We start from the raw sequence: 21,242 nt of genomic DNA on the forward strand, positions 1-21,242 counted from the left end.
CTTTTTTTCGCCTGCCTTTCCGAAGATCCGCCTTCGACAGGCCTAACCAGCAAGCCGGCGAAGATGAAACTTTTGTCATAAAACTCAGCGGCCTGCGGCGAAATGTCACGGTTTCCGCGGCCTGCAGGACTTTTGCCGATTCTGCAAATATCTGTTGCAGCTCAAGAGCGTTTACTTAGCAAGCTAACAAAATATATAACGAAGGCCTGCACACGCCTTGCTGCAGATCAACAGAGATTGGAGCTAGCAGATGACTGTAAAAGTAACTGAACGCGACGATTCACATATGTCCCATGAAGGCGTAGCCGCAGGTATACGGATCTGGGACGTGCATCAACAAGACATGCTGGTGGGGATGTTTCATTCCGAAACCGACGCCCACAGCTATAAAGCTGAACTTGAAAAGCAAGAGCAGGGCCGAACGACTCAGGCCTCCTGACCGACTTGAAAAACGACAAACCCCGCCATGAGCGGGGTTTGTCGTTTACTGCGGCCTTACCACATCAGATCGTCAGGGATCTGGTAGGCGGCGTACGGATCATCCTCATCCGGCGCCTCAGTCGGCGTATTGAGCTGGACGATGCGCTGCGGATCGCGTTCCTGGATCTTCAGCGCCGCCTCACGAGGGATCACCTCGTAGCCGCCGCCGTGGTGCACGATAGCCAACGAACCACTGCTCAACTTGTTGCGCATCAGCGCGTTCACCGACAAGCGCTTGACCTTCTTGTCGTCGACGAAGTTGTAGTAGTCCTCGGTGGTCAGCTTGGGCAGGCGTGACACCTCGATCAACTGCTTGACCTGAGCCGCACGGGCCTTCTGCTCGGCCTTCTCCTGCTGCTGACGGTTCAGCTCCTGGTCACGCTTGACCTTTTCGGCCATCGCTTCCTGAGCCGCACGTTGCTGCGAATCGTCCAGTTCAATCTGGCCTTTATGGGCCAGGCGTTGCTGCTTCTGCTTGTCTTTGCCGACCTGTTTGGCCTGCTTTTGGTTGACCAGCCCTGCTTTGAGCAACTGGTCGCGAAGGGAAAGGCTCATGGTGCTTACTCACTTAGGCAACAGCCTCAGCCACAGCTGGGCAAATTCTTTTCCTGACGTTTGGCTTCGCCCCACAAGGCGTCCAACTCTTCGAGGGTGCAATCTTCCATGGGACGGTGGGTCTCGCGCAATGCCTGCTCGATAAATCGGAAGCGTCGCTCGAACTTGGCATTGGCCCCGCGCAAGGCGGTTTCGGGGTCGACCTTCAGATGCCGGGCCAGGTTGACCGCAGCAAACAGCAGGTCGCCGATTTCATCGGTGATCGCCGCCGGGTCGTTGTCGACCATGGCTTCGAGCACTTCGTCGAGCTCTTCACGGACCTTGTCCACCACCGGCAGCGCGTCCGGCCAATCGAACCCGACCTGGGCTGCGCGCTTTTGCAACTTGGCGGAGCGCGACAACGCCGGCAGGACCGCCGGTACATCATCGAGCAGGGACAACTGCAACGGGGCCGCCGACTGCTCGGCGCGCTCCTGGGCCTTGATCTCTTCCCAGCGGCGCTTGACCTGCTCTTCATCGAGCCGTGGCGTGTCCAGCGGTGCGTACAGGTCACCGGTAGGGAATACGTGGGGATGACGCCGGATCAACTTGCGGGTGATGCTGTCGACCACGCCGTCGAATTCAAAACGACCCTCCTCCCGCGCCAGCTGGCTGTAATACACCACCTGGAACAACAGGTCGCCCAATTCACCCTGCAAGTGATCGAAGTCGCCGCGCTCGATGGCGTCGGCCACTTCATAGGCTTCTTCGAGGGTATGCGGGACGATGCTGGCGTAGGTCTGCTTGATATCCCAGGGGCAACCGTATTGCGGGTCACGCAGCCGGGCCATCAGGTGCAACAAATCTTCAAGGCTGTACATCAATTCGTCCATTTCACACAGGCCATGGCCGCCGCCGGTCGAAACCGGCGGCGACGACAGGTCATGGGGTCCGGTTGCGGCGGGTTTCGATGATGTTCGGCAACTGGGAAATCCGCCCCAGCAAGCGCCCCAGCGCGTCCAACCCCGGGATCTCGATGGTCAGGGACATCAACGCCGTGTTGTCCTCTTTGTTCGAGCGGGTGTTGACCGCCAGCACGTTGATCCGCTCGTTGAGCAGCACCTGGGAAACATCGCGCAGCAAACCGGAGCGGTCGTAGGCGCGGATGATGATGTCGACCGGGTAGGTCAACACCGGCACCGGGCCCCAACTGACCTGGATGATCCGCTCCGGCTCGCGCCCGGACAGTTGCAGCACCGAGGCGCAATCCTGGCGGTGAATGCTCACCCCACGGCCCTGGGTGATGTAACCGACGATCGCATCCCCGGGCAGCGGCTGGCAGCAGCCGGCCATCTGGGTCATCAGGTTGCCCACGCCCTGGATCTGGATATCGCCGCGCTTGCCCGGCTTGTAGCCAGTGGCCTTGCGTGGAATCAGCTCCAGTTGCTCGTTGCCGCGTTCCGGCTCCACCAGTTGCTGGGCCAGGTTGACCAGTTGCGCCAGGCGCAGGTCGCCAGCCCCGAGAGCAGCAAACATGTCCTCGGCGATTTTCATGTTGGCCTTTTCGGCCAGCTTGTCGAAATCCACCTGGGGCAGGTCGAGGCGATTGAGCTCACGCTCGAGCAAAGTCTTGCCGGCGGCGACGTTCTGATCGCGAGCCTGCAACTTGAACCAGTGCACGATCTTCGCCCGCGCCCGGGACGTGGTCACGTAGCCCAGGTTCGGGTTCAACCAGTCGCGACTCGGCGTACCGTGCTTGCTGGTGATGATCTCCACCTGCTCGCCGGTCTGCAGGCTGTAGTTGAGCGGAACGATACGCCCGTTGATCTTCGCACCGCGGCAGTTATGGCCGATTTCGGTGTGTACCCGGTAGGCGAAGTCCAGCGGCGTCGCACCTTTGGGCAGGTCGATGGCGTGACCGTCCGGGGTGAAGATGTACACCCGGTCCGGCTCGATATCGACCCGCAGCTGCTCGGCCAGGCCGCCGATATCACCCAATTCTTCATGCCATTCGAGCACCTGGCGCAGCCAGGAAATCTTCTCTTCGTAATGGTTCGAGCCGGATTTGACGTCAGTGCCCTTGTAGCGCCAGTGGGCGCAGACACCCAGTTCCGCCTCCTCATGCATCGAGTGGGTGCGGATCTGCACTTCCAGCACCTTGCCCTCGGGCCCGATCACTGCGGTGTGCAGGGAGCGGTAGCCGTTTTCCTTGGGGTTGGCGATGTAGTCGTCGAACTCTTTGGGAATGTGCCGCCACAGGGTGTGGACGATCCCCAGCGCGGTGTAGCAGTCGCGCATTTCCGGGACCAGCACCCGCACCGCACGCACGTCGTAGATCTGGCTGAACTCCAGACCCTTGCGCTGCATTTTTCGCCAGATCGAATAGATGTGCTTGGCCCGGCCGCTGATGTCGGCATCGACGCCGGTGGCCTGCAACTCAATCTGCAACTGGTTCATCACGTCAGAGATAAACCGCTCGCGATCCAGGCGCCGCTCGTGGAGCAGGGTCGCGATCTGCTTGTATTGCTCGGGCTCCAGATAACGGAACGACAGGTCTTCGAGCTCCCACTTGATATGGCCGATACCTAGTCGGTGAGCCAGGGGGGCGTAGATATCGAAGACTTCGCGGGCAACCCGGTTGCGTTTTTCATCGTCGGCGGTTTTTACCGCACGAATCGCGCAGGTGCGTTCGGCCAGCTTGATCAGGGCCACGCGCACGTCGTCGACCATGGCCACCAGCATCTTGCGCAGGTTCTCGACCTGCGCCTGGGTACCCAGCACCAGGGACTGGCGCGGGCTCAGGCTGGCGCTGATCGCCGCCATGCGCAGCACGCCGTCAATCAGCTTGGCCACGACCGTGCCGAAGCGCTGGCTGACCGCAGGCAACTGGATCTGGCCTTCGCGGACGCCACGATAAAGTATGGCCGCCACCAGCGAATCCTGGTCCAGCTTGAGGTCGGCGAGGATCTCGGCGATCTCAAGGCCGGTGCGAAAACTCGAGGTGCCTTCGGCCCACAGGTTCTTCGCCGCATTGTGTTGTTGCTCGGCCTCGCGAGCGTACTCGCAGGCTTCTTTCAAGGCTTCACGGTCAAGTGCCAGATCGACGCTGACCGCATGATCGAGCCATGCCTCGAGATTGATACTGCCGTCGGTGTTGATCGGCTGGTGCGCTCTCACCTGTACCATCTTGCTTTACCTTCCCTACGACGCACATTCAATGCGTCAAATCGCTGACCTTAGGTGCCAGGGCCTGCTCGCAGGGCCAGCGAGCGGTGCCTGGCGGCCAGTCGGATTAGACGAGCCATCCTAGCTCGCTTCAAATAACGCCATGGCTTCGACATGCGCCGTCTGAGGAAACATATCGAGGATCCCGGCACGTTTTAACCGATAGCCCTGTTTGACCAATTCGACCGTGTCACGCGCCAAAGTTGCAGGGTTGCATGACACATAGACCAACCGTTGGGCGCCGAGGCTCGCAAGCTTGCGGACCACCTCGAAAGCACCGTCACGGGGTGGGTCCAAGAGTACCGCAGAAAAGCCCTCTTCCGCCCACTCGACAGCACCCAGAGGCTGCGATAAATCGGCCTGAAAAAACTGCGTGTTATGCAAATTGTTGCTGGCTGCGTTTTCAGCCGCGCGAGCCACCATGCTCGCCACGCCTTCAACCGCCACCACCTGGCGAACCTGCTGCGCCAGGGGCAAGGCAAAATTGCCCAGGCCGCAGAACAGGTCCAGGACCCGCTCATCAGCCTTCGGTGCCAGCCACTCCAGAGCCTGGGCCACCATCGCCTCGTTGACGCCGGCATTGACCTGGACGAAGTCCCCTGGTCGATACGCCAGGTGCAAATTCCAGGATTCCAGGCGAAAGCCCAGTGCCTGATTCGGCTCCAGGGGCTGTGGATCGCCTTCGCCATGCAGCCACAACTGGGCGTCATGGAAGGTGCAGAATTCCTTGAGAATGCTCAGGTCAGCCTCGGACAACGGCGCCATGTGCCGCAGCAGCACGGCAATCGCCGAGCCGCTGAACAGCTCCACGTGCCCCAGGGCCTGAGGCTTGCTCAAGCGCTGCAACATGGCCGGCAAGCGGCTCATGATCGGTTGCAAGGGCTGTACCAGCACCGGGCACTCGCTGATGGCAACGATGTCCTGGCTACCGGCAGCGCGGAAACCCACTTCAAGCTTTTTCGCCTTGGCATCCCAGCGCACGGCGATCCGCGCGCGACGCCGATAGCCAAACTCGGGACCGCTCAGCGGCGCCGCCCATTCATCGGGCTGCACGCCGGCAACCCGCGACAATTGTTCAGCGAGCATGCGCTGTTTCAGGGCCAGCTGTTCGTCGTGGGGCAGATGCTGGACACTGCAACCGCCGCAGCGGCCGGCATGGGCGCACGGCATCGGCCGACGCAGCTCGCTGGCCTGGAACACACGCTCGGTGCGCGCTTCTACGACCTTGCCGTGGGCACCCAGCACCCGCGCCTCGACCTCCTCCCCCGCCAGCGCCCCGGTGACAAACCAGGTGCGTCCGTCGAGAAAGGCAATCCCCCGGCCGTCATTGGCCAGGCGCTCGATGCTCAGGCGCTGTTTTTTACCGGTCGGTATCTGTGGGGCCCGGCTACCGCCCGTGGGCTGAAAGCGCAGGCCTCTCTCGTGCTTGGCCATCAGTTGGGCGCATCGAAGATGCCGGTCGACAGGTAACGATCGCCACGGTCACAAATGATCGCGACCATCACCGCGTTTTCCACTTCCCGGGACAGGCGCAGCATCGCCGCCACCGCACCGCCTGAAGAGACGCCACAGAAAATGCCCTCTTCACGGGCCAGGCGCCGGGTTACGTCTTCGGCTTCGCTCTGGGCCATGTCGACGATGCGGTCGACGCGGCTGGCCTGGTAGATCTTCGGCAGGTATTCCTGGGGCCAGCGGCGAATGCCGGGGATGGCCGAGCCTTCCATCGGCTGCAGGCCGATGATCTGCACATTGGGGTTCTGTTCTTTCAGGTAGCGCGAGGTGCCCATGATGGTACCGGTGGTCCCCATGGAGCTGATGAAGTGGGTGATCCCGCCCTCGGTCTGACGCCAGATTTCCGGGCCGGTGCCGGTGTAGTGCGCCTCGGGGTTGTCGCCATTGGCGAACTGGTCGAGCACCTTGCCACGGCCTTCGGCCTGCATCCGCTCAGCGAGATCGCGCGCGCCTTCCATGCCCTCTTCCTGGCTGACCAGGATCAACTCGGCACCGTAGGCTGTCATCGCGGCCTTGCGCTCGGCACTGGAGTTGTCGGGCATGATCAGGATCATTTTGTAACCCTTGATCGCCGCTGCCATGGCCAGGGCAATCCCGGTGTTGCCGGAGGTCGCCTCGATCAGGGTGTCGCCCGAGTGGATCTGCCCGCGCAACTCGGCGCGAGTGATCATCGACAGCGCCGGACGGTCCTTGACCGAGCCGGCCGGGTTATTACCCTCAAGCTTGAGCAGCAGGGTGTTGCTGGTGGCTCCGGGCAGGCGCTGCAGGCGCACCAGCGGGGTGTTGCCGACGCAATCGGCGATGGTTGGGTACTGCAAGGTCATGACGTATTCGCAATCCAGACTGCGGGGGCGCCTATCATACCGGCAAACGTGCGCAGGCCATATCACGCAAAGTGCGGGGCTTATGGCTTAAAGGCATAAGCCCCACTCAGACCCATCGCGACCTTAGGGCTTATACGCTGGCAGCCAGCAGGCGCATGTGCAGGCGCAAGCCGCGCTCGGTGTTTTCCGCCCAGATCTGGCCGCCCTGGCGCTGCACCGCATTGCGCGCGATGCTCAGGCCCAGGCCGAAGCCACCGTTGCCAGGCCGCGAACCGTCGAGGCGGGTAAAGGGCGCGAAAATTCGCTCCAGGTCCGCTTCGTCCACCCCGCCTCCCTGATCTTCCAGCCACAGGTGCCAGTATTCCCCCTCGCGGCAGCCATCAAGGCTGACCACCGCACCGAACGGCGAATGGCGGATGGCATTGCGCAGGACGTTTTCCAGGGCCTGGGCCAGGGTATTGAGGTTGCCGCGCACCCAGCACGCCGCCGTCAGCTCGCATTGCAACTGCTGCGCCGACCAGCCACTTTCAAAGCAGGCATTTTCCGTGAGCATTTCCCACAGCGCCTGCACCTGGATTTCCTCCGCCGCCAGGGGCGCGCGCTCGGTGTCGAGCCAGGCCAGTTGCAGGCTGTCTTCCACCAAGCGCTGCATGCCGTCGACCTCCCGAGACAAACGTTCGCGCAGAGCGGCCAGGCTGTGTTCGCTGTCGCACGCCACGCGCAGGCGACTCAGGGGCGTGCGCAGTTCATGGGAAAGGTCGCGCAGCAGTTGTTGCTGGAGGGACACGGTGCCTTGCAGGCGCTCGGACATTTGATCGAAGGCCCGGCCCAGTTCGCCCAATTCATCCTGGCGGCTGGTGGTCTGGCTGGAGACACGTGCATTCAATTGATCGGCGTTCCAGGCGTTGGCCTGTTCCCGCAACTGGTTCAGGGGCACCACCAGCAACCGGTACAGACCGACGCACAGCAACAGGGTGAACAAACCGGGGATCACGCCATTGGTCAGCACCCGCCACAGCAACCGGTACTGCCCGGGCATGAAACGCTGCGGCAACTCGATCACCAGGCTGCCGGCATCCGTGTCGCCAGGAAAGGGAATCCGCAACCAGGGCAAGCCACGGGTGTGCAGGCTCACCGGCCAATCAAGGCCGCGCAGAAAGGTCAGGCGCTGGTTTTCCCGGGTGCTCAAGGGCTTGCTGCTCAGTGACTGCAAGTCCTCGCCTATGACCCCGATCCAGGTCGATTCACGCGTGCCCATGTCCTGCAGCCAGGCATCGACACCTTCGTTCTGCCCCTGGGCCCAGGCCTGTTCGGCCTGGGCGGCGTACTCCAGCAAGGTGCTGCGCGCCTCATGGGAGAGGAACAGGTTCTTCTGTTCCATGTAGCGGCCCCAGGACCAACTGAGCCAGATCATCAGCAGGCAGAAGGCCACCAACAACAACGCCAATTTCCAGAACAGTGAGTGCCGACCCGGCACGTCAGACCACTTCATCGATGGCACTCAGTACATAGCCCTTGCCCCAGACCGTGCGCACCTCGCGCTCGGCGTAGCCGATGGCCTTGAGTTTGCGGCGGATCTGGCTGACATGCATGTCCAGGCTGCGGTCATGGGGGGCATAGCCGCGCTGCAGGACATGCTGATAAAGGAAGGCTTTGCTGAGAACTTCATCGGCGCTGCGGTTCAAGGTCTCCAGCAGCCGGTACTCGCTGCGGGTAAACCCGGCCCATTGCTGGCCAAAATACACATCGCACAGGTCATCGTCGAAACGCAGGCTGTGACTGTCGCGGTTCAAAGGAATAGCCACCGGACGCCGGTCGAGGGCCACGCGTCGCAGGATGGCTTCGATGCGCACCCGCAACTCGGCCATGCTGAACGGCTTGGGCAGGTAGTCGTCAGCCCCCAGGCGAAAGCCACTGATGCGATCGGCCTCGGCGCCCAGGGCCGACATCAGCACCACGGGTGTCGAGTGGCTCTGGCGCAGATGGGTCAGCACCGACAAGCCGTCCATGCCGGGCAGCAGAATATCCATCAACACCACGTCAAATGAACGCTCGCGCGCCATCTCCAGGCCTTCCCAGCCATTCTGGCACCAGGTCACCTCGAAACCGGAACGGCCCAATTGCTCGTGCACATAAGCGCCGAGCACAAGATCATCTTCAATCGCCAGAATGCGCGGATGGCCAACAGATACGGGAGTCATTAGCTTCTGCAAGTAATTCTCAATCATGCAATTATTAAAGATTGCCCGACCACGAGCAACCAATGCCTGGATTCGGGCCCGATAAACGCCCAACGGTTGTTTCGGGCCCGCGCAATTTGCCAAGATCGCTGACTCGCAAATCGCTACACTGCGCGAGTGGCGCCTCACGGAAGTGCGCGTCGTTCATTCAAAACAACAGGTTGGCAGGAGAGTCAGGTGCTTAAGAAACTGGGAATCAAAGGTCGCGTACTGCTGCTGACCTTGTTACCGACGAGCCTGATGGCCCTGGTGCTGGGTGGGTATTTCACCTGGATGCAGCAAGCGGACCTGCAAACCCAACTTCTGCAACGTGGCGAAATGATCGCCGAGCAATTGGCACCCCTGGTGGCCCCGGCCATGGGACACAAGGACAACGACCTGCTGGAGCGCATCGCCACCCAGTCCCTGGAGCAGTCGGATGTACGCGCAGTGTCGTTTCTCGCCCCGGATCGTACCCTCCTGGCCCACGCCGGCCCGAGCATGCTCAACCAACCGCCGATCGGTAACAGCAAGCATATGCTGCAACGCACCGGCAACGATGCGACCCGCTACCTGCTGCCCGTCTTCGGGCGCCACCGCAACCTCGCCGGCGACCTGATACCCGATGAAGCCGACCGCCTGCTGGGCTGGGTCGAACTGGAGCTGTCCCACAGCGGCATGCTGCTGCGCGGTTACCGCAGCCTGTTCGCCAGCCTGCTGTTGATCGCCGCAGGCCTGGCCGGCACCACGTTGCTGGCCCTGCGCATGAGCCGCACCATCAACACCCCGCTGAGCCAGATCAAGCAGGCCGTGGCCCAGCTCAAGGACGGCAACCTGGAAACCCGCCTACCACCACTGGGCAGCCAGGAACTGGACGAACTGGCCTCGGGCATCAACCGCATGGCCGGCACCCTGCAGAACGCCCAGGAAGAATTGCAGCACAGCATCGACCAGGCCACCGAAGACGTGCGCCAGAACCTGGAAACCATCGAGATCCAGAACATCGAGCTGGACCTGGCCCGCAAGGAGGCCCTGGAGGCCAGCCGGATCAAGTCCGAGTTCCTGGCCAACATGAGTCACGAGATCCGTACCCCGCTCAACGGCATTCTCGGCTTCACCCATTTGCTGCAGAAAAGCGAGCTGACCCCACGTCAGCTGGATTACCTGGGGACCATCGAAAAGTCCGCCGACAGCCTGCTGGGCATCATCAACGAAATTCTCGACTTCTCGAAAATCGAGGCCGGCAAGCTGGTGCTCGACAGCATTCCATTCAACCTGCGGGACTTGCTGCAAGACACCCTGACCATCCTCGCCCCGGCGGCCCACGCCAAACAGCTGGAGCTGGTCAGCCTGGTCTATCGCGATACGCCACTGGCGCTGCTCGGCGACCCGCTGCGGCTCAAGCAGATCCTCACCAACCTGGTGAGCAACGCGATCAAGTTCACCCGCGAAGGCACCATCGTCGCCCGCGCCATGCTTGAAGAGGAACACGAAGACAGCGTGCAGTTGCGGATCAGCATCCAGGACACCGGCATTGGTTTGTCGAACCAGGACGTGCGGGCGTTGTTCCAGGCCTTCAGCCAGGCCGACAACTCGCTGTCGCGGCAACCCGGCGGCACTGGCCTGGGGCTGGTGATTTCCAAGCGCCTGATCGAGCAGATGGGCGGCGAGATCGGGGTCGACAGCACGCCGGGCGAAGGCTCGGAGTTCTGGATCAGCCTCAGCCTGCCCAAGACTCGCGACGACGCCGAGGACCTGCCGGGCCCGCCTTTGCTCGGGCGCCGGGTGGCGATCGTGGAAAATCACGAACTGGCGCGCCAGGCGTTGCAGCACCAACTGGAAGACTGCGGCCTGGAGGTGACCCCGTTCAACACCCTGGAAGCCCTGACCAACGGCATTACCGGAGTGCACCAGACCGATCAGGCGATCGACCTCGCGGTGCTGGGAATCACCAGCAACGACATGCCGCCCGAGCGGCTCAACCAATATATCTGGGACCTGGAGCACCTCGGCTGCAAGGTCCTGGTGCTGTGCCCGACCACCGAGCAGACGCTGTTCCAGCTATCGGTGCCCAATCCCCACAGCCAGTTGCAGGCCAAGCCGGCCTGTACCCGCAAACTGCGCCGCGCCCTGTCCGACCTGGTCAACCCGCGCCAGGTGCGCAACGAGCCCGGCGAACCCTTGTCGAGTCGCGCACCGCGGGTGCTGTGTGTCGATGACAACCCGGCCAACCTGCTACTGGTGCAGACCCTGCTCGAAGACATGGGTGCCAAGGTGCTGGCGGTCGAAAGTGGTTATGCCGCGCTCAAGGCGATCCAGAACGAATCGTTCGACCTGGTGATGATGGACGTGCAGATGCCCGGCATGGACGGGCGACAAAGCACCGAGGCGATCCGCCTGTGGGAAAGCGAGCGCCATGGTTCGCCGCTGCCCATCGTCGCCCTCACCGCCCACGCCATGGCCAACGAAAAACGCGCGCTGCTGCAAAGCGGCATGGATGATTACCTGACCAAACCCATCAGCGAACGCCAATTGGCTCAGGTGGTGTTGAAGTGGACCGGCCTGGCCCTACGTAACCAGGGTCCCGAACGCTCCAGCGAGTTTCATGGCAAGAGCATCGAACTCCAGGTGCTGGACCACGATGAAGGCCTGCGCCTGGCCGCTGGCAAGGCTGATCTGGCAGCCGACATGCTGGCCATGCTGCTCGCGTCCCTGGAGGCCGACCGCGAAGCGATCCGTGCCGCGCGCGAAGCCAATGACCGCAACGCGCTGATCGAGCGGGTCCACCGCCTGCATGGCGCCACCCGTTACTGCGGCGTGCCGCAATTGCGCGCCACCTGCCAACGCAGCGAAACCTTGCTCAAGCAGGAAGATGTCAAGGCCTTCGCCGCACTCGACGAACTGGATCGGGCGATAACCCGCCTGGCCAGCGAGGCGCGTTTCAACACCTGACCCAAGGCAATGCCCGGCTCGCCCCGAGCCGCCATGCTGTGCCACCCCTTTAATCAGGATCACTCCATGCGCACGATTCTCTTCAGCAGCCAGACCTACGATCGCGACAGCTTCCTGGGCGCCGACCTGCCACCGGGCATCGAGCTGCAATTCCAGCCCGCCAGGCTAAGCCTGGATACCGTGGCCCTGGCCGAACAGCATGAAGTGGTCTGTCCCTTTATCAACGATGACCTGAGCGCACCGGTGCTGGAACAACTGGCGGCCGGCGGCACACGCCTGATCGCCCTGCGCTCGGCCGGTTACAACCACGTCGACCTGGTGGCAGCCAAGCGCCTGGGGCTGGCGGTGGTGCGGGTACCGGCCTACTCGCCCCATGCGGTGGCCGAACACGCGGTGGCGCTGATCCTGGCCCTGAACCGGCGCCTGCACCGCGCCTACAACCGCACCCGCGAGGGCGACTTCAGCCTGCACGGCCTGACCGGGTTCGACCTGGTGGGCAAGACTGTCGGCGTGGTCGGCACCGGGCAGATCGGCGCGACGTTCGCCAGGATCATGGCCGGGTTCGGGTGCCAACTGCTGGCCTATGATCCCTACCCCAACCCGCAGGTCGAAGCCCTCGGCGCCCGCTATATGGAGCTGCCGCAGTTGCTGGCCGAATCGCAGATCATCAGCCTGCACTGCCCGCTCACGGCCGACAGCAAGTACCTGATCAACAGCCGCAGCCTGGCGCACATGCAACCCGGCGCCATGCTGATCAACACCGGCCGTGGTGGCCTGGTGGATACCCCGGCGCTGATCGACGCCCTGAAAAACGGCCAGTTGGGCTACCTGGGGCTGGATGTCTATGAAGAGGAGGCCCAGCTGTTTTTCGAGGACCGTTCCGACCTGCCGCTGCAGGATGATGTGCTGGCACGGCTGTTGACCTTTCCCAACGTGATCATCACCGCCCACCAGGCGTTTCTGACCCGCGAGGCATTGGGCGCGATTGCCGCCACCACCCTGCACAACATCGCCGCCTGGGCCGCCGGCACCCCGCAGAATCTGGTACAGAACTGAATCGACGGACCGACGGTGGCGTGAAGGTCGGCTCGCTGCAAAGTCGCGTGCTAGCATAGCCGCCTACTTGGAGGACCCATGGTCGAACACGATTTCCGCTACACCCTGATGAACCCGCAACACACCCTGATCGAGTGCCGCGCCCTGGTGCCGGGGCGGTATCAGGTCACTGGCAACGGTGGCTCGATTCGCAACGATGACGTGTTGATCGTCACGCTCAAGGGCAGCAAGGACTTGTCCATGCGCCTGACCGTGGAAACCGTGCGCCACCTGATCAACCCCCTCGGTCAGTGGGTCGCCGTCGCCCGAGGCCCGGTGTTCGGCGAATTGGCCATTCATCAGTGGCAAGTCAATTGCGACAGCTGCGCCAGCGAATTGAGCTTTGAGTTCGCGGTCGACGCCAAGCTCGGCAACAAGGCCGAGAAACCGGCCGCCAGTGCGCGCATCGCCGAACTGGGTTGGGTCAGCGAAGGTGAAAAGCATCGCTGCCCGAAATGCCAGCAGGCCGCGCAATGAAACGCCTGGCACTGAGCGCCGCAGTGGCCGCAGGGTTGCTGGGTTGCGCCGCCGAGCCGCTGAAACTCCAGCACGACCGCAGCTACGTCCTGGAATGGATTGGCGAGCGGCCGTTGATCGACAACAGCCACCTGACCATCACCCTGGGTGAAGACGGTCGCGCCTACGGCAACGGCGGCTGCAACCACTGGTTCGCGCCCTATACCCTGGACGGCGACAAGCTCAGCTTCGGCAAGGTCGGCAACACCCGCAAACTCTGCGCGCCGGCGTTGATGGAGCAGGAGCGGCGCTTCCTGCAAGCGCTGGAAACCGTAGAGCGTTGGGATGTGTCGCCGATCGAGCAAGTGCGCTTCTGGCCGGCTGAAGGCAAACCGCTGCGCTTGTGGCTGGAAGAAGGCTGACTTGTAGCCGCAGCCTTCGGCAGCGGCTACAGATGCCCTGCAGACGTTATCGGGCTACGGGTTACTGACCGCGCAGGGCTTGCAGCTTGGCGATAACACCCGCTGCGGTCTGCTCGCCCATCAGTTGTTCGCGCACCTTGCCCTTGTCGTCGATCAGGTAGGTCACCGGCAGCGCTTCGCTGCGCGGCAGGTCGAAGATCGGCGCCGGGTCCTGGGCCAGCACGGTGAACTTGATCCCCAGCTTGTCGCTGGCGGCTTTCAGTTCATCGCCCTGCACATTATCGAAATTGACCCCCAGTACACTCACCGGCTGCCCCTTGAGCTGCTCGGCCAGCGCATTCAGTTCGGGAATCTCGGTGCGGCACGGCCCACACCACTCAGCCCAGTAATTGAGCACCAGCCATTGTTTATCAATGCGCTCACCCGCCACTTTCTGGCCATATTGGTCAACGCCGTAGTCGTTGCCGCAGCCGCCGAGCAACACCGTGGTGAAGAGTGCCAATGCCGCTGCCAGTCGCCTTGCCATGCCTTGATCCTTGTCTGAAAAATCATCTGAAACCGCTGTTGCCTGCGACCCATCGCCTCTCAAGGTTCAGGACAGCCCGCGGCGCAGGTAGAATAGCCGCCACCTAAGGCAAGATGCGACCCGCACATGACCGATCTGACGCTTTATCACAACCCGCGCTGCTCGAAATCCCGCGGTGCGCTGGAACTGCTGGAGGCCCGTGGCCTGGCTCCAACCGTGGTGCGCTACCTGGAAACCCCACTCGACGCCCCGCAATTGCAACGCCTGCTGGGCAAGCTCGACATCGGCGCACGCCAACTGCTGCGCACCGGTGAAGACGAGTACAAGAGCCTCAACCTGGCGGACAGCAGCCTCACCGAGGCGCAGTTGATCGATGCCATCGCCGCACACCCGAAACTGATGGAACGGCCGATTCTCGAAGCCGGCGACAAAGCCATCATCGGCCGACCGCCGGAAAAAGTGCTGGAGATCCTGCCGTGAGCGATTCCTACGTCCTGGTGTTGTATTACAGCCGCAACGGCTCGACCACCGAGATGGCCCGGCAGATTGCCCGGGGCATCGAACAGGGCGGCCTCGAAGCCCGCCTGCGTACCGTGCCTGCGATCTCCAGCGAATGCGAAGCCGTGGCGCCGAGCATTCCCGAAGATGGCGCGCTGTATGCCAGCCTCGATGACCTGAAAAACTGCGCCGGCCTGGCCCTGGGCAGCCCGACCCGTTTCGGCAACATGGCGGCGCCGCTCAAGTACTTCCTCGACGGCACCAGCAACCTGTGGCTGACCGGTGCCCTGGTGGGCAAACCTGCCGGGGTCTTCACCTCCACCGCCAGCCTGCACGGCGGCCAGGAAACCACCCTGTTGTCGATGATGCTGCCGCTGTTGCACCACGGCATGCTGATCACCGGCCTGCCCTACAGCGAATCGGCACTGCTGGACACCCGTGGCGGCGGCACGCCTTATGGCGCCAGCCATCACGCCGGGGCCGACGGCAAGAGCCCGCTGAACGAGCACGAAGTCACCCTGTGCCGGGCCCTGGGCCTGCGCCTGGCGAAAACCGCCCGGCAACTGGAGAGCAACCGTGGCTAAAAAGCCGAAAATCCTGCCCGCCGTCGAATGGCTGGAACCACGGGTGCGCCTGGCGCGCGTCCTCAGCCTGCTGTGCTTTCTCGGCCTGGTCGGCCTGCTGTGCGGTTATTACCTGCTGGTGGCCGACCTGCACGGCGCGCGCCCCTGGGTGATCCTGCTGATCGAGCTGGTGCCACTGCTCTTGATGGCCCCGGGCATGCTCAGTGGCAGTGCCCGCGGGCACTCGTGGATGTGCTTTGTGGTGAACCTGTACTTCATCAAGGGTGCCCTGGCGGCCTACGATCCCAACCGCCAGCTGTTCGGCGTGCTGGAAATGCTCGCCAGCCTGGCGCTCTTCTGCTCGGCCCTGCTGTATGTGCGCTGGCGTTTTCAGCTCAACCGCAAACTGGCGGGCGAAGGCACTGCCAGCCCCGCCTGATTCAAGCTCGCAGCACGGCCTCCCGCAAAGGATTGAACCTTGGAGGCCATCGAGCTGCCTCAAGTCCCATCGCCCGCGTACAACGCCCCAGCCCCCTCGAACCGATATGGAGAAGGCATGCACGATTACAAATGGCTGAACGAATATTGTCTTAACCGCTTCGGTTCGGCCAAAGCCCTGGAAGACCACCTGCCCACCCCGGCCTCCGACGCCTACCTGCGTTCGCTGAGCGCCGATCGCTACCTGTCGACGCTGGCTTTGCGGGTATTTCGCGCCGGGCTCAAACACAGCCTGGTGGATGCCAAGTGGCCGGCCTTCGAACAGGTGTTTTTCGGCTTCGACCCGGAAAAAGTGGTGCTGATGGGGGCCGAGCACCTGGAGCGCCTGATGCAGGATGCGCGGATCATCCGCCACCTGGGCAAGCTCAAGAGTGTGCCGCGCAATGCGCAGATGATTCTTGATGTGGCCCATGAACACGGCAGCTTCGGCAACTTCATTGCCGACTGGCCGAGCAGCGACATCGTCGGCTTGTGGCAGTACCTGGCCAAGCACGGCAACCAGATGGGTGGCCTTTCGGCACCGCGGTTCCTGCGGATGGTGGGCAAGGACACCTTTATCCCGACCTGGGATGTGGTGGCCGCGTTGAACGCGCAGAAGATCGTCGACAAGGTGCCCACCAGCAAACGCGATCAGGCCCTGGTGCAGGACGTGTTCAACCAGTGGCAGGAGCAAAGCGGGCGCCCGCTGTGCCAGCTTTCGGCCATGCTGGCCTTCACCGTCAACCACTGACAGGGGGCAATCCCCACTCGTTGACGACCGCACCAGGCGTGGCCCTTTGTCGAGGGCCGCGCCTATCTGCTCCCCCTGCGTCCCCACCCCGCTGCCGGCCTAGCTGACAGTCAGCTGAACTGATCGCATTAAAACGCCATGGCGACTTTTTAATACGTTACTTTTGCCGGGCTTTCGCAATGGACTGCCGGCCGGCACGTCATGGCCCGCCGCTGCACACAATAAAAAACCAGCCCGCCGATGCCCTGAACGGCCATCGCCGATGCGCCAACTCCCTGGGGGTTTACCACCGGCAATCGGCATTCGATTTTTTCACATTGCTTTCACCAATCCCCCACCTGCAGCGCCTTAGATTGCTTTACAGACACCGCGCCTGGGTGAAACCGCCAACTAAGTCATAACTACTACTCGGCGCAACCGTGAACTTTCGACAACTTCCATACCAGGCGAACAGCGTGACCTACTCGAGCCACTGCCCCCATTCCAGAGAAGCCCAAGATGAACTCCCGGGTTAAGCGGTCACTGCTGGGCAGCCTCTGCGTATTACTGGTGATACTGGTCACCGGGTTTGTGGTGTGGCCCCGGACTCCGGTCAACCTCGGCGACCCCAGACAGATGAGCAACAGCCATCTGTACCTGCATTGGCAGGCCGGAAACGTCATCGTCCTGGTCAGGCATGCCGAGCGCTGCGATCGCTCCAGCCACCCCTGCCTGGGCCCGGAGGACGGTATCACCCTGATCGGCCAATCGACCGCCATTGCGCTGGGCCACGCTTACCGCGCGCTGGGCATGGCCAATGCCGAGATCCTGAGCAGCCCCCTGACCCGCACCTTGCAGACCTCGCAGTACATGTTCGGCAAACCCGCGCAGGCCCAGCCATGGCTGTCCAGTTGCGGCCCGACATTGAAAAGCGATGTGCTGGCGCATAAACAGCCGCGGCACAACCTGATACTGATCACTCACAGCGGCTGTATCAGCGACCTGGAAAAACAACTGGGTTACGAACACGCCCTTGCCAGCGAGTACAGCAGTTCGTTGTTTCTTGCAGTGGAGCCCGATGGACAGTTGAAAGTACTGGGAATAATGAACAGTGAACACTGGCCGCCGACACTCAACAACGTCCAGCAGTAACTTGCAGAACTTTTTAAACATTCGAAGTGTTATTCAGCCAATCGACAGCTTTGTTTGAAGCCACTGGTATTTAGTTGCTTTTTTCGCGGCGTGTACTTTATTAGCCAATGCACCTCAGATCCATCACCTGCCCCCCGACACCGAGGACAGACATGCGCATGACTCTACGCCCCAGGCCCAAGGAACGGGCATCACCCCACCTCCAGCGACAGGAGTGCGGGGCATGACCAGACGTTGGGCGCTACCGCTGCTGTTTTTAGCCTTCGCCGCGTTTTACCTGTTGCCATTGACCACCCATGGCCTGTGGATTCCGGACGAAACCCGTTATGCCCAGATCAGCCAGGAAATGCTGCTCAAGGGTGACTGGATCGCCCCGCATTTCATGGGCATCCGCTACTTTGAAAAACCCATTGCCGGCTATTGGTTTATCGCCATTGGCCAGGCCGTGTTCGGCGACAACCTGTTCGGGGTGCGCATCGCTTCGGCGCTGAGTACCGGGCTGAGCATCCTGCTGGCCTATCTGCTTGCCCGGCGCTTGTGGAATGACCCGCGCAAGAGTTTCGCGGCGGCGCTGCTGTACATGAGCTTCGGCCTGATTGCCGGGCAGGCCGGCTACTCCAACCTCGACCCGCAGTTCACCCTGTGGGTCAACCTGAGCCTGGTGGCGCTGTGGTTTGCCCTCCAGGGCCAGACCCTGCGCGAGCGCCTGTCGGCCTGGGCAGCGCTGGGGTTTGCCTGCGGCATGGGATTTCTGACCAAGGGCTTTCTGGCCTGGCTGCTGCCGGTGCTGATCGCCGTGCCGTACATGGTCTGGCAGCGGCGCTTCACCGAGCTGCTGCGCTTCGGTCCGCTGGCGGTGCTGGTGGCGGCCCTGGTCTGCCTGCCATGGGTGCTGAGCATCCACGCCCACGAACCGGACTTCTGGCGGTTCTTCTTCTGGCATGAACATATTCGCCGCTTCGCCGCCGAGGACGCGCAGCACACCCGCCCCTGGTGGTTCTACCTGCCGCTGCTGGTGGTCTCCAGCCTGCCCTGGGCAGCGTTGCTGCCGAGCACCCTGCTCCAGGCATGGAAAGACAAGCGCCAGGCCGGCATTGGCTTTCTTTTGCTGTGGCTGCTGTTGCCCCTGGCCTTTTTCAGCCTGAGCCGCGGCAAGCTGCCGACCTACATCATGCCTTGCCTGCTGCCACTGGCCCTGCTGATGGGGTCGACCCTGATTGATCGGCTCAATCAGGCCCGAGGCCGGGCGCTGCGTATCAATGCCTTGCTCAACCTGGTGGTCGGTGTCGGCGCCCTGGTGGGGCTGATCTACATCCAGGTCAGCAAACCGCTGTATGGCCATGACGAAATGCTCGCCCTGTCGCTGGTGTTCATCATGCTGATGGGCTGGATCATCGCCAACCTGCTGGCCGCCTCGCGCCCCTTGGCGCTGTGGGCTGCGCCGGCCCTGGGGACCTTGCTGCTGGTGGCCCTGCTGCCGCCCGGCATGCCCGCCAGCGTGGTGCACAACAAGATGCCGGACCAGTTCATCAACCAGCACCTGGAGCAACTGCGCCAGACCAGCACCCTGCTGAGTAATGACCTGGGGGCGGCATCGGCCCTGGCCTGGCGCCTGCAACGTCCGGACGTGGCGCTATACAACACCGCCGGTGAGCTCCGGTACGGCCTCGACTACCCGGATTCGAGCCCGCGCAAGATCGATCTGGATCAGATCCAGCCCTGGATGAGCCAAGCCCTGAAGCGAGGCTCGGTAGGCGTGGTCATGCGGGTCAACGACGTGCAGGAGATCCAGGAAGTCGAGCGCCTGCCCCTGGGCGGCAAACGCTACGAGCAAGGCAACCTGGTGATCCTGATCTTCCCCCAGAGCCCGCCATAAGCCCGGTCGTCCCACGGTCAGCGCCTGCCCAACGGCGCTGACCGCCTGATCACTCGTCTCACCTGAGCACAATCCCCTGCTTGCCATAACCGGCCGGACGGCATTCGCCTGTGAGCCACTGAAACTGGCTCGGGTCCAACCACGGAGCGCTCCCCATGCAACGCGGTTTTAATCAGCACAAGGCCCTGGCGCTACTGCTGGGTGTGAGCGCTTTGATCCTGCTGCTCGGCCTGGGCAGCCGCGAGCTGTGGGGGCCGGAAACCCGCTGGGCGAACATTGCCCTGCAAATGCTGCAAAGCGGCGATTACTTCGACCCGTACCTCAAGGGCATGCCCTATTACGACAAGCCGCTGCCTTCCTACTGGTTGATTACCGCCAGCAGCGGGCTGTTCGGCGGGCTGGATAACTGGTCGCTGCGCCTGCCGTCGGTGATCGCGGCGTGGCTGAGCGTGTGGCTGATCCATTCGCTTGGCGAGCGCTTGTTTCGCCAGGGCACCGGGCTGATTGCCGGCTGGATGCTGGCGACCACCTTCTACTTTGCCTTCTGGGCCCGGGTGGCGACGGCCGACATTCTGACCCTGTTCGGGGTGCTGGCGGCGGTCTGGTGGTACTGGCGGGGGCCGGACGACACCCGCCTGAGCCGCTATTGCGGGTTTTTCCTGATACTGGCGGCCACTTCGCTGTGCAAGGGCCTGATCGGTTTCATCTTGCCCGGGCTGGTGCTGCTGCCACACCTGATGAGCGCCGGGCGCTGGAAGCGTCACCTCAATCTGCGGCTGTGCCTGGCCCTGCTGCTGGCCGGGCTGGTCTATATGTTGCCGTTCCTGCTCTCGCATCTGTATGGCCAGCCGACCGTGGGCGACAGCGGCCTGAGCCTGGTGCTGCGGGAAAACCTGGTGCGTTTTTTCGACCCGTTCGACCATGTCGGCCCGCTCTACACCTACCTGATCTACCTGCCGGTCTACACCCTGCCCTGGGCGCCGTGCTGGATCCTCGGTCTATGGGTCGCCCTGCGCCACTGGCGGCAGATCGAGCCCAATGCGCGCTGGCTGGTGTGGGGCCTGGGCCTGCTGATGCTGTTTTTTACCGCCAGCGGCAGCCGCCGCAGCTACTACGTATTGCCGCTGGTGCCCTTTGCCCAGTTACTCGCGGCCTGGTGGCTGAGCCGACGCCTTGCCCAGCGCCGAGCCGCCGGACAGGTCGGCGAGCGTGGCTGGAGCAAAGGCTTCGCGGTGGCTGCCGGGGTCATGCTGCTGGTGTTGGGGGTGCTCTACCCCTGGACCAATGGCGGTGGCGGGGTCATGCAGTTCGCCCAGGCGGTGCGGGCCGAGGCCGACAAACAGGCACCCTGGGCCCAATGGCGAGTGGTGATGGTGGAGGTCGATAACAAACTGCCGCTGTACCTGCAGAATCACGGCGCGCCGTTCTACTACCTACAGGACACCCAGGATTTCCCCCGCGACGGCGATAGCGCAGGGCTCATGGCCTGGCTGGAGAAAACCAGCGGCCAGCACTGGGACCCGCAACGCACCCTGATCCTGGCCCAGTACCACAATGGCGAGCCCCTGCCCCTGGGCTACCTGCAGGCCGATCACCAGGTGCTGCGCACGCTGCCGGACAACGGTGAACGCCTGTTCAATGCCCGGGATTTCGGCAGCCTGGCATACATCCCCGACGCCGCGCCCCGAGCCCGGCCTTGAC

The 21,242-nt window shown here is 62.8% G+C and carries 20 protein-coding genes; 12 read left to right on the forward strand and 8 right to left on the reverse strand.

What is annotated here, in order from left to right; translation table 11 throughout:
• Positions 1-250: 250 nt before the first annotated feature.
• Entirely contained in the window at positions 251-439 is a 189-nt protein-coding gene (locus JFU57_RS32220) for a hypothetical protein (RefSeq protein WP_020295616.1), read from the forward strand.
• Between the two features lie 56 nt (positions 440-495).
• Here JFU57_RS32220 and JFU57_RS32225 read toward each other — a convergent pair whose 3' ends face one another.
• The 7 genes from JFU57_RS32225 to JFU57_RS32255 all read right to left on the reverse strand — a co-directional run bounded on the left by JFU57_RS32225 (position 496) and on the right by JFU57_RS32255 (position 8,776).
• Positions 496-1,035, reverse strand: a complete 540-nt coding sequence (locus tag JFU57_RS32225; protein ID WP_020295617.1) for a DUF2058 domain-containing protein — start codon at positions 1,033-1,035, stop codon at positions 496-498.
• A gap of 26 nt (positions 1,036-1,061) precedes the next feature.
• Positions 1,062-1,895 carry a nucleoside triphosphate pyrophosphohydrolase gene (gene mazG, locus JFU57_RS32230; protein WP_201131982.1) on the reverse strand — a complete coding sequence of 278 codons (834 nt, stop codon included), beginning with the start codon at positions 1,893-1,895 and terminating at the stop codon, positions 1,062-1,064.
• Positions 1,896-1,956: 61 nt separating this feature from the next.
• Positions 1,957-4,200, reverse strand: coding sequence for a GTP diphosphokinase (gene relA / locus JFU57_RS32235; protein ID WP_078470809.1), 2,244 nt, complete (start codon positions 4,198-4,200; stop codon positions 1,957-1,959).
• A 120-nt stretch (positions 4,201-4,320) separates the two neighbouring features.
• Positions 4,321-5,673, reverse strand: coding sequence for a 23S rRNA (uracil(1939)-C(5))-methyltransferase RlmD (rlmD, locus tag JFU57_RS32240; RefSeq protein WP_078470810.1), 1,353 nt, complete (start codon positions 5,671-5,673; stop codon positions 4,321-4,323).
• Complete coding sequence (cysM, locus tag JFU57_RS32245; protein ID WP_020295621.1) at positions 5,673-6,575, reverse strand: cysteine synthase CysM; 903 nt, start codon at positions 6,573-6,575, stop codon at positions 5,673-5,675. The genes rlmD and cysM overlap by 1 nt, the downstream gene beginning before the upstream one ends.
• Before the next feature lie 130 nt (positions 6,576-6,705).
• On the reverse strand, positions 6,706-8,067 hold the full coding sequence (locus tag JFU57_RS32250; protein WP_201131983.1) for a HAMP domain-containing sensor histidine kinase: 1,362 nt from the start codon (positions 8,065-8,067) through the stop codon (positions 6,706-6,708).
• The gene (locus JFU57_RS32255; RefSeq protein WP_201131984.1) at positions 8,054-8,776 is read right to left on the reverse strand and encodes a response regulator transcription factor; all 723 of its coding nucleotides are present in this window, start codon (positions 8,774-8,776) and stop codon (positions 8,054-8,056) included. The genes JFU57_RS32250 and JFU57_RS32255 overlap by 14 nt, the downstream gene beginning before the upstream one ends.
• 216 nt (positions 8,777-8,992) lie before the next feature.
• Here JFU57_RS32255 and JFU57_RS32260 point away from each other — a divergent pair, with 216 nt between their 5' ends.
• From JFU57_RS32260 to JFU57_RS32275, 4 genes are all read left to right on the forward strand, one after another.
• The gene (locus JFU57_RS32260) at positions 8,993-11,746 is read left to right on the forward strand and encodes a response regulator (RefSeq protein ID WP_201131985.1); all 2,754 of its coding nucleotides are present in this window, start codon (positions 8,993-8,995) and stop codon (positions 11,744-11,746) included.
• 66 nt (positions 11,747-11,812) lie between these two features.
• Positions 11,813-12,802: a 2-hydroxyacid dehydrogenase gene (locus JFU57_RS32265; RefSeq protein ID WP_201131986.1), complete on the forward strand. Its 990-nt coding sequence runs from the start codon at positions 11,813-11,815 to the stop codon at positions 12,800-12,802.
• Between the two features lie 78 nt (positions 12,803-12,880).
• Complete coding sequence (locus tag JFU57_RS32270; protein ID WP_078470815.1) at positions 12,881-13,318, forward strand: hypothetical protein; 438 nt, start codon at positions 12,881-12,883, stop codon at positions 13,316-13,318.
• A complete protein-coding gene (locus tag JFU57_RS32275; protein WP_078470816.1) occupies positions 13,315-13,719 on the forward strand; it encodes an META domain-containing protein in 405 nt (134 codons plus the stop codon). The genes JFU57_RS32270 and JFU57_RS32275 overlap by 4 nt, the downstream gene beginning before the upstream one ends.
• 61 nt (positions 13,720-13,780) lie before the next feature.
• Here the strand turns inward: JFU57_RS32275 and JFU57_RS32280 are convergent, their stop codons facing one another.
• On the reverse strand, positions 13,781-14,245 hold the full coding sequence (locus tag JFU57_RS32280; protein ID WP_201131987.1) for a TlpA family protein disulfide reductase: 465 nt from the start codon (positions 14,243-14,245) through the stop codon (positions 13,781-13,783).
• A gap of 126 nt (positions 14,246-14,371) precedes the next feature.
• Here JFU57_RS32280 and arsC point away from each other — a divergent pair, with 126 nt between their 5' ends.
• The 7 genes from arsC (at position 14,372) to JFU57_RS32315 (ending at position 21,241) form a co-directional block, all read left to right on the forward strand.
• Complete coding sequence (gene arsC / locus JFU57_RS32285) at positions 14,372-14,725, forward strand: arsenate reductase (glutaredoxin) (protein ID WP_201131988.1); 354 nt, start codon at positions 14,372-14,374, stop codon at positions 14,723-14,725.
• Entirely contained in the window at positions 14,722-15,327 is a 606-nt protein-coding gene (gene wrbA / locus JFU57_RS32290) for an NAD(P)H:quinone oxidoreductase (protein WP_020295630.1), read from the forward strand. Before arsC ends, wrbA begins: the two co-directional genes overlap by 4 nt.
• Entirely contained in the window at positions 15,320-15,745 is a 426-nt protein-coding gene (locus JFU57_RS32295) for a DUF2069 domain-containing protein (protein ID WP_201131989.1), read from the forward strand. The genes wrbA and JFU57_RS32295 overlap by 8 nt, the downstream gene beginning before the upstream one ends.
• Before the next feature lie 117 nt (positions 15,746-15,862).
• Entirely contained in the window at positions 15,863-16,534 is a 672-nt protein-coding gene (locus tag JFU57_RS32300) for a DNA-3-methyladenine glycosylase I (RefSeq protein ID WP_201131990.1), read from the forward strand.
• A gap of 498 nt (positions 16,535-17,032) precedes the next feature.
• Positions 17,033-17,665 (forward strand): lipopolysaccharide core heptose(II)-phosphate phosphatase PmrG, encoded by a 633-nt coding sequence (gene pmrG, locus JFU57_RS32305; RefSeq protein WP_078470821.1) that lies wholly within the window; start codon positions 17,033-17,035, stop codon positions 17,663-17,665.
• Positions 17,666-17,888: 223 nt separating this feature from the next.
• Positions 17,889-19,541, forward strand: coding sequence for a lipid IV(A) 4-amino-4-deoxy-L-arabinosyltransferase (arnT, locus tag JFU57_RS32310; RefSeq protein ID WP_201131991.1), 1,653 nt, complete (start codon positions 17,889-17,891; stop codon positions 19,539-19,541).
• Positions 19,542-19,696: 155 nt separating this feature from the next.
• Complete coding sequence (locus JFU57_RS32315; RefSeq protein WP_201131992.1) at positions 19,697-21,241, forward strand: ArnT family glycosyltransferase; 1,545 nt, start codon at positions 19,697-19,699, stop codon at positions 21,239-21,241.
• Position 21,242 lies beyond the last annotated feature (1 nt).

Origin of the sequence: Pseudomonas sp. TH07, assembly GCF_016651285.1 — a bacterium.
In the GTDB taxonomy this organism is placed as follows: Bacteria; Pseudomonadota; Gammaproteobacteria; order Pseudomonadales; family Pseudomonadaceae; genus Aquipseudomonas.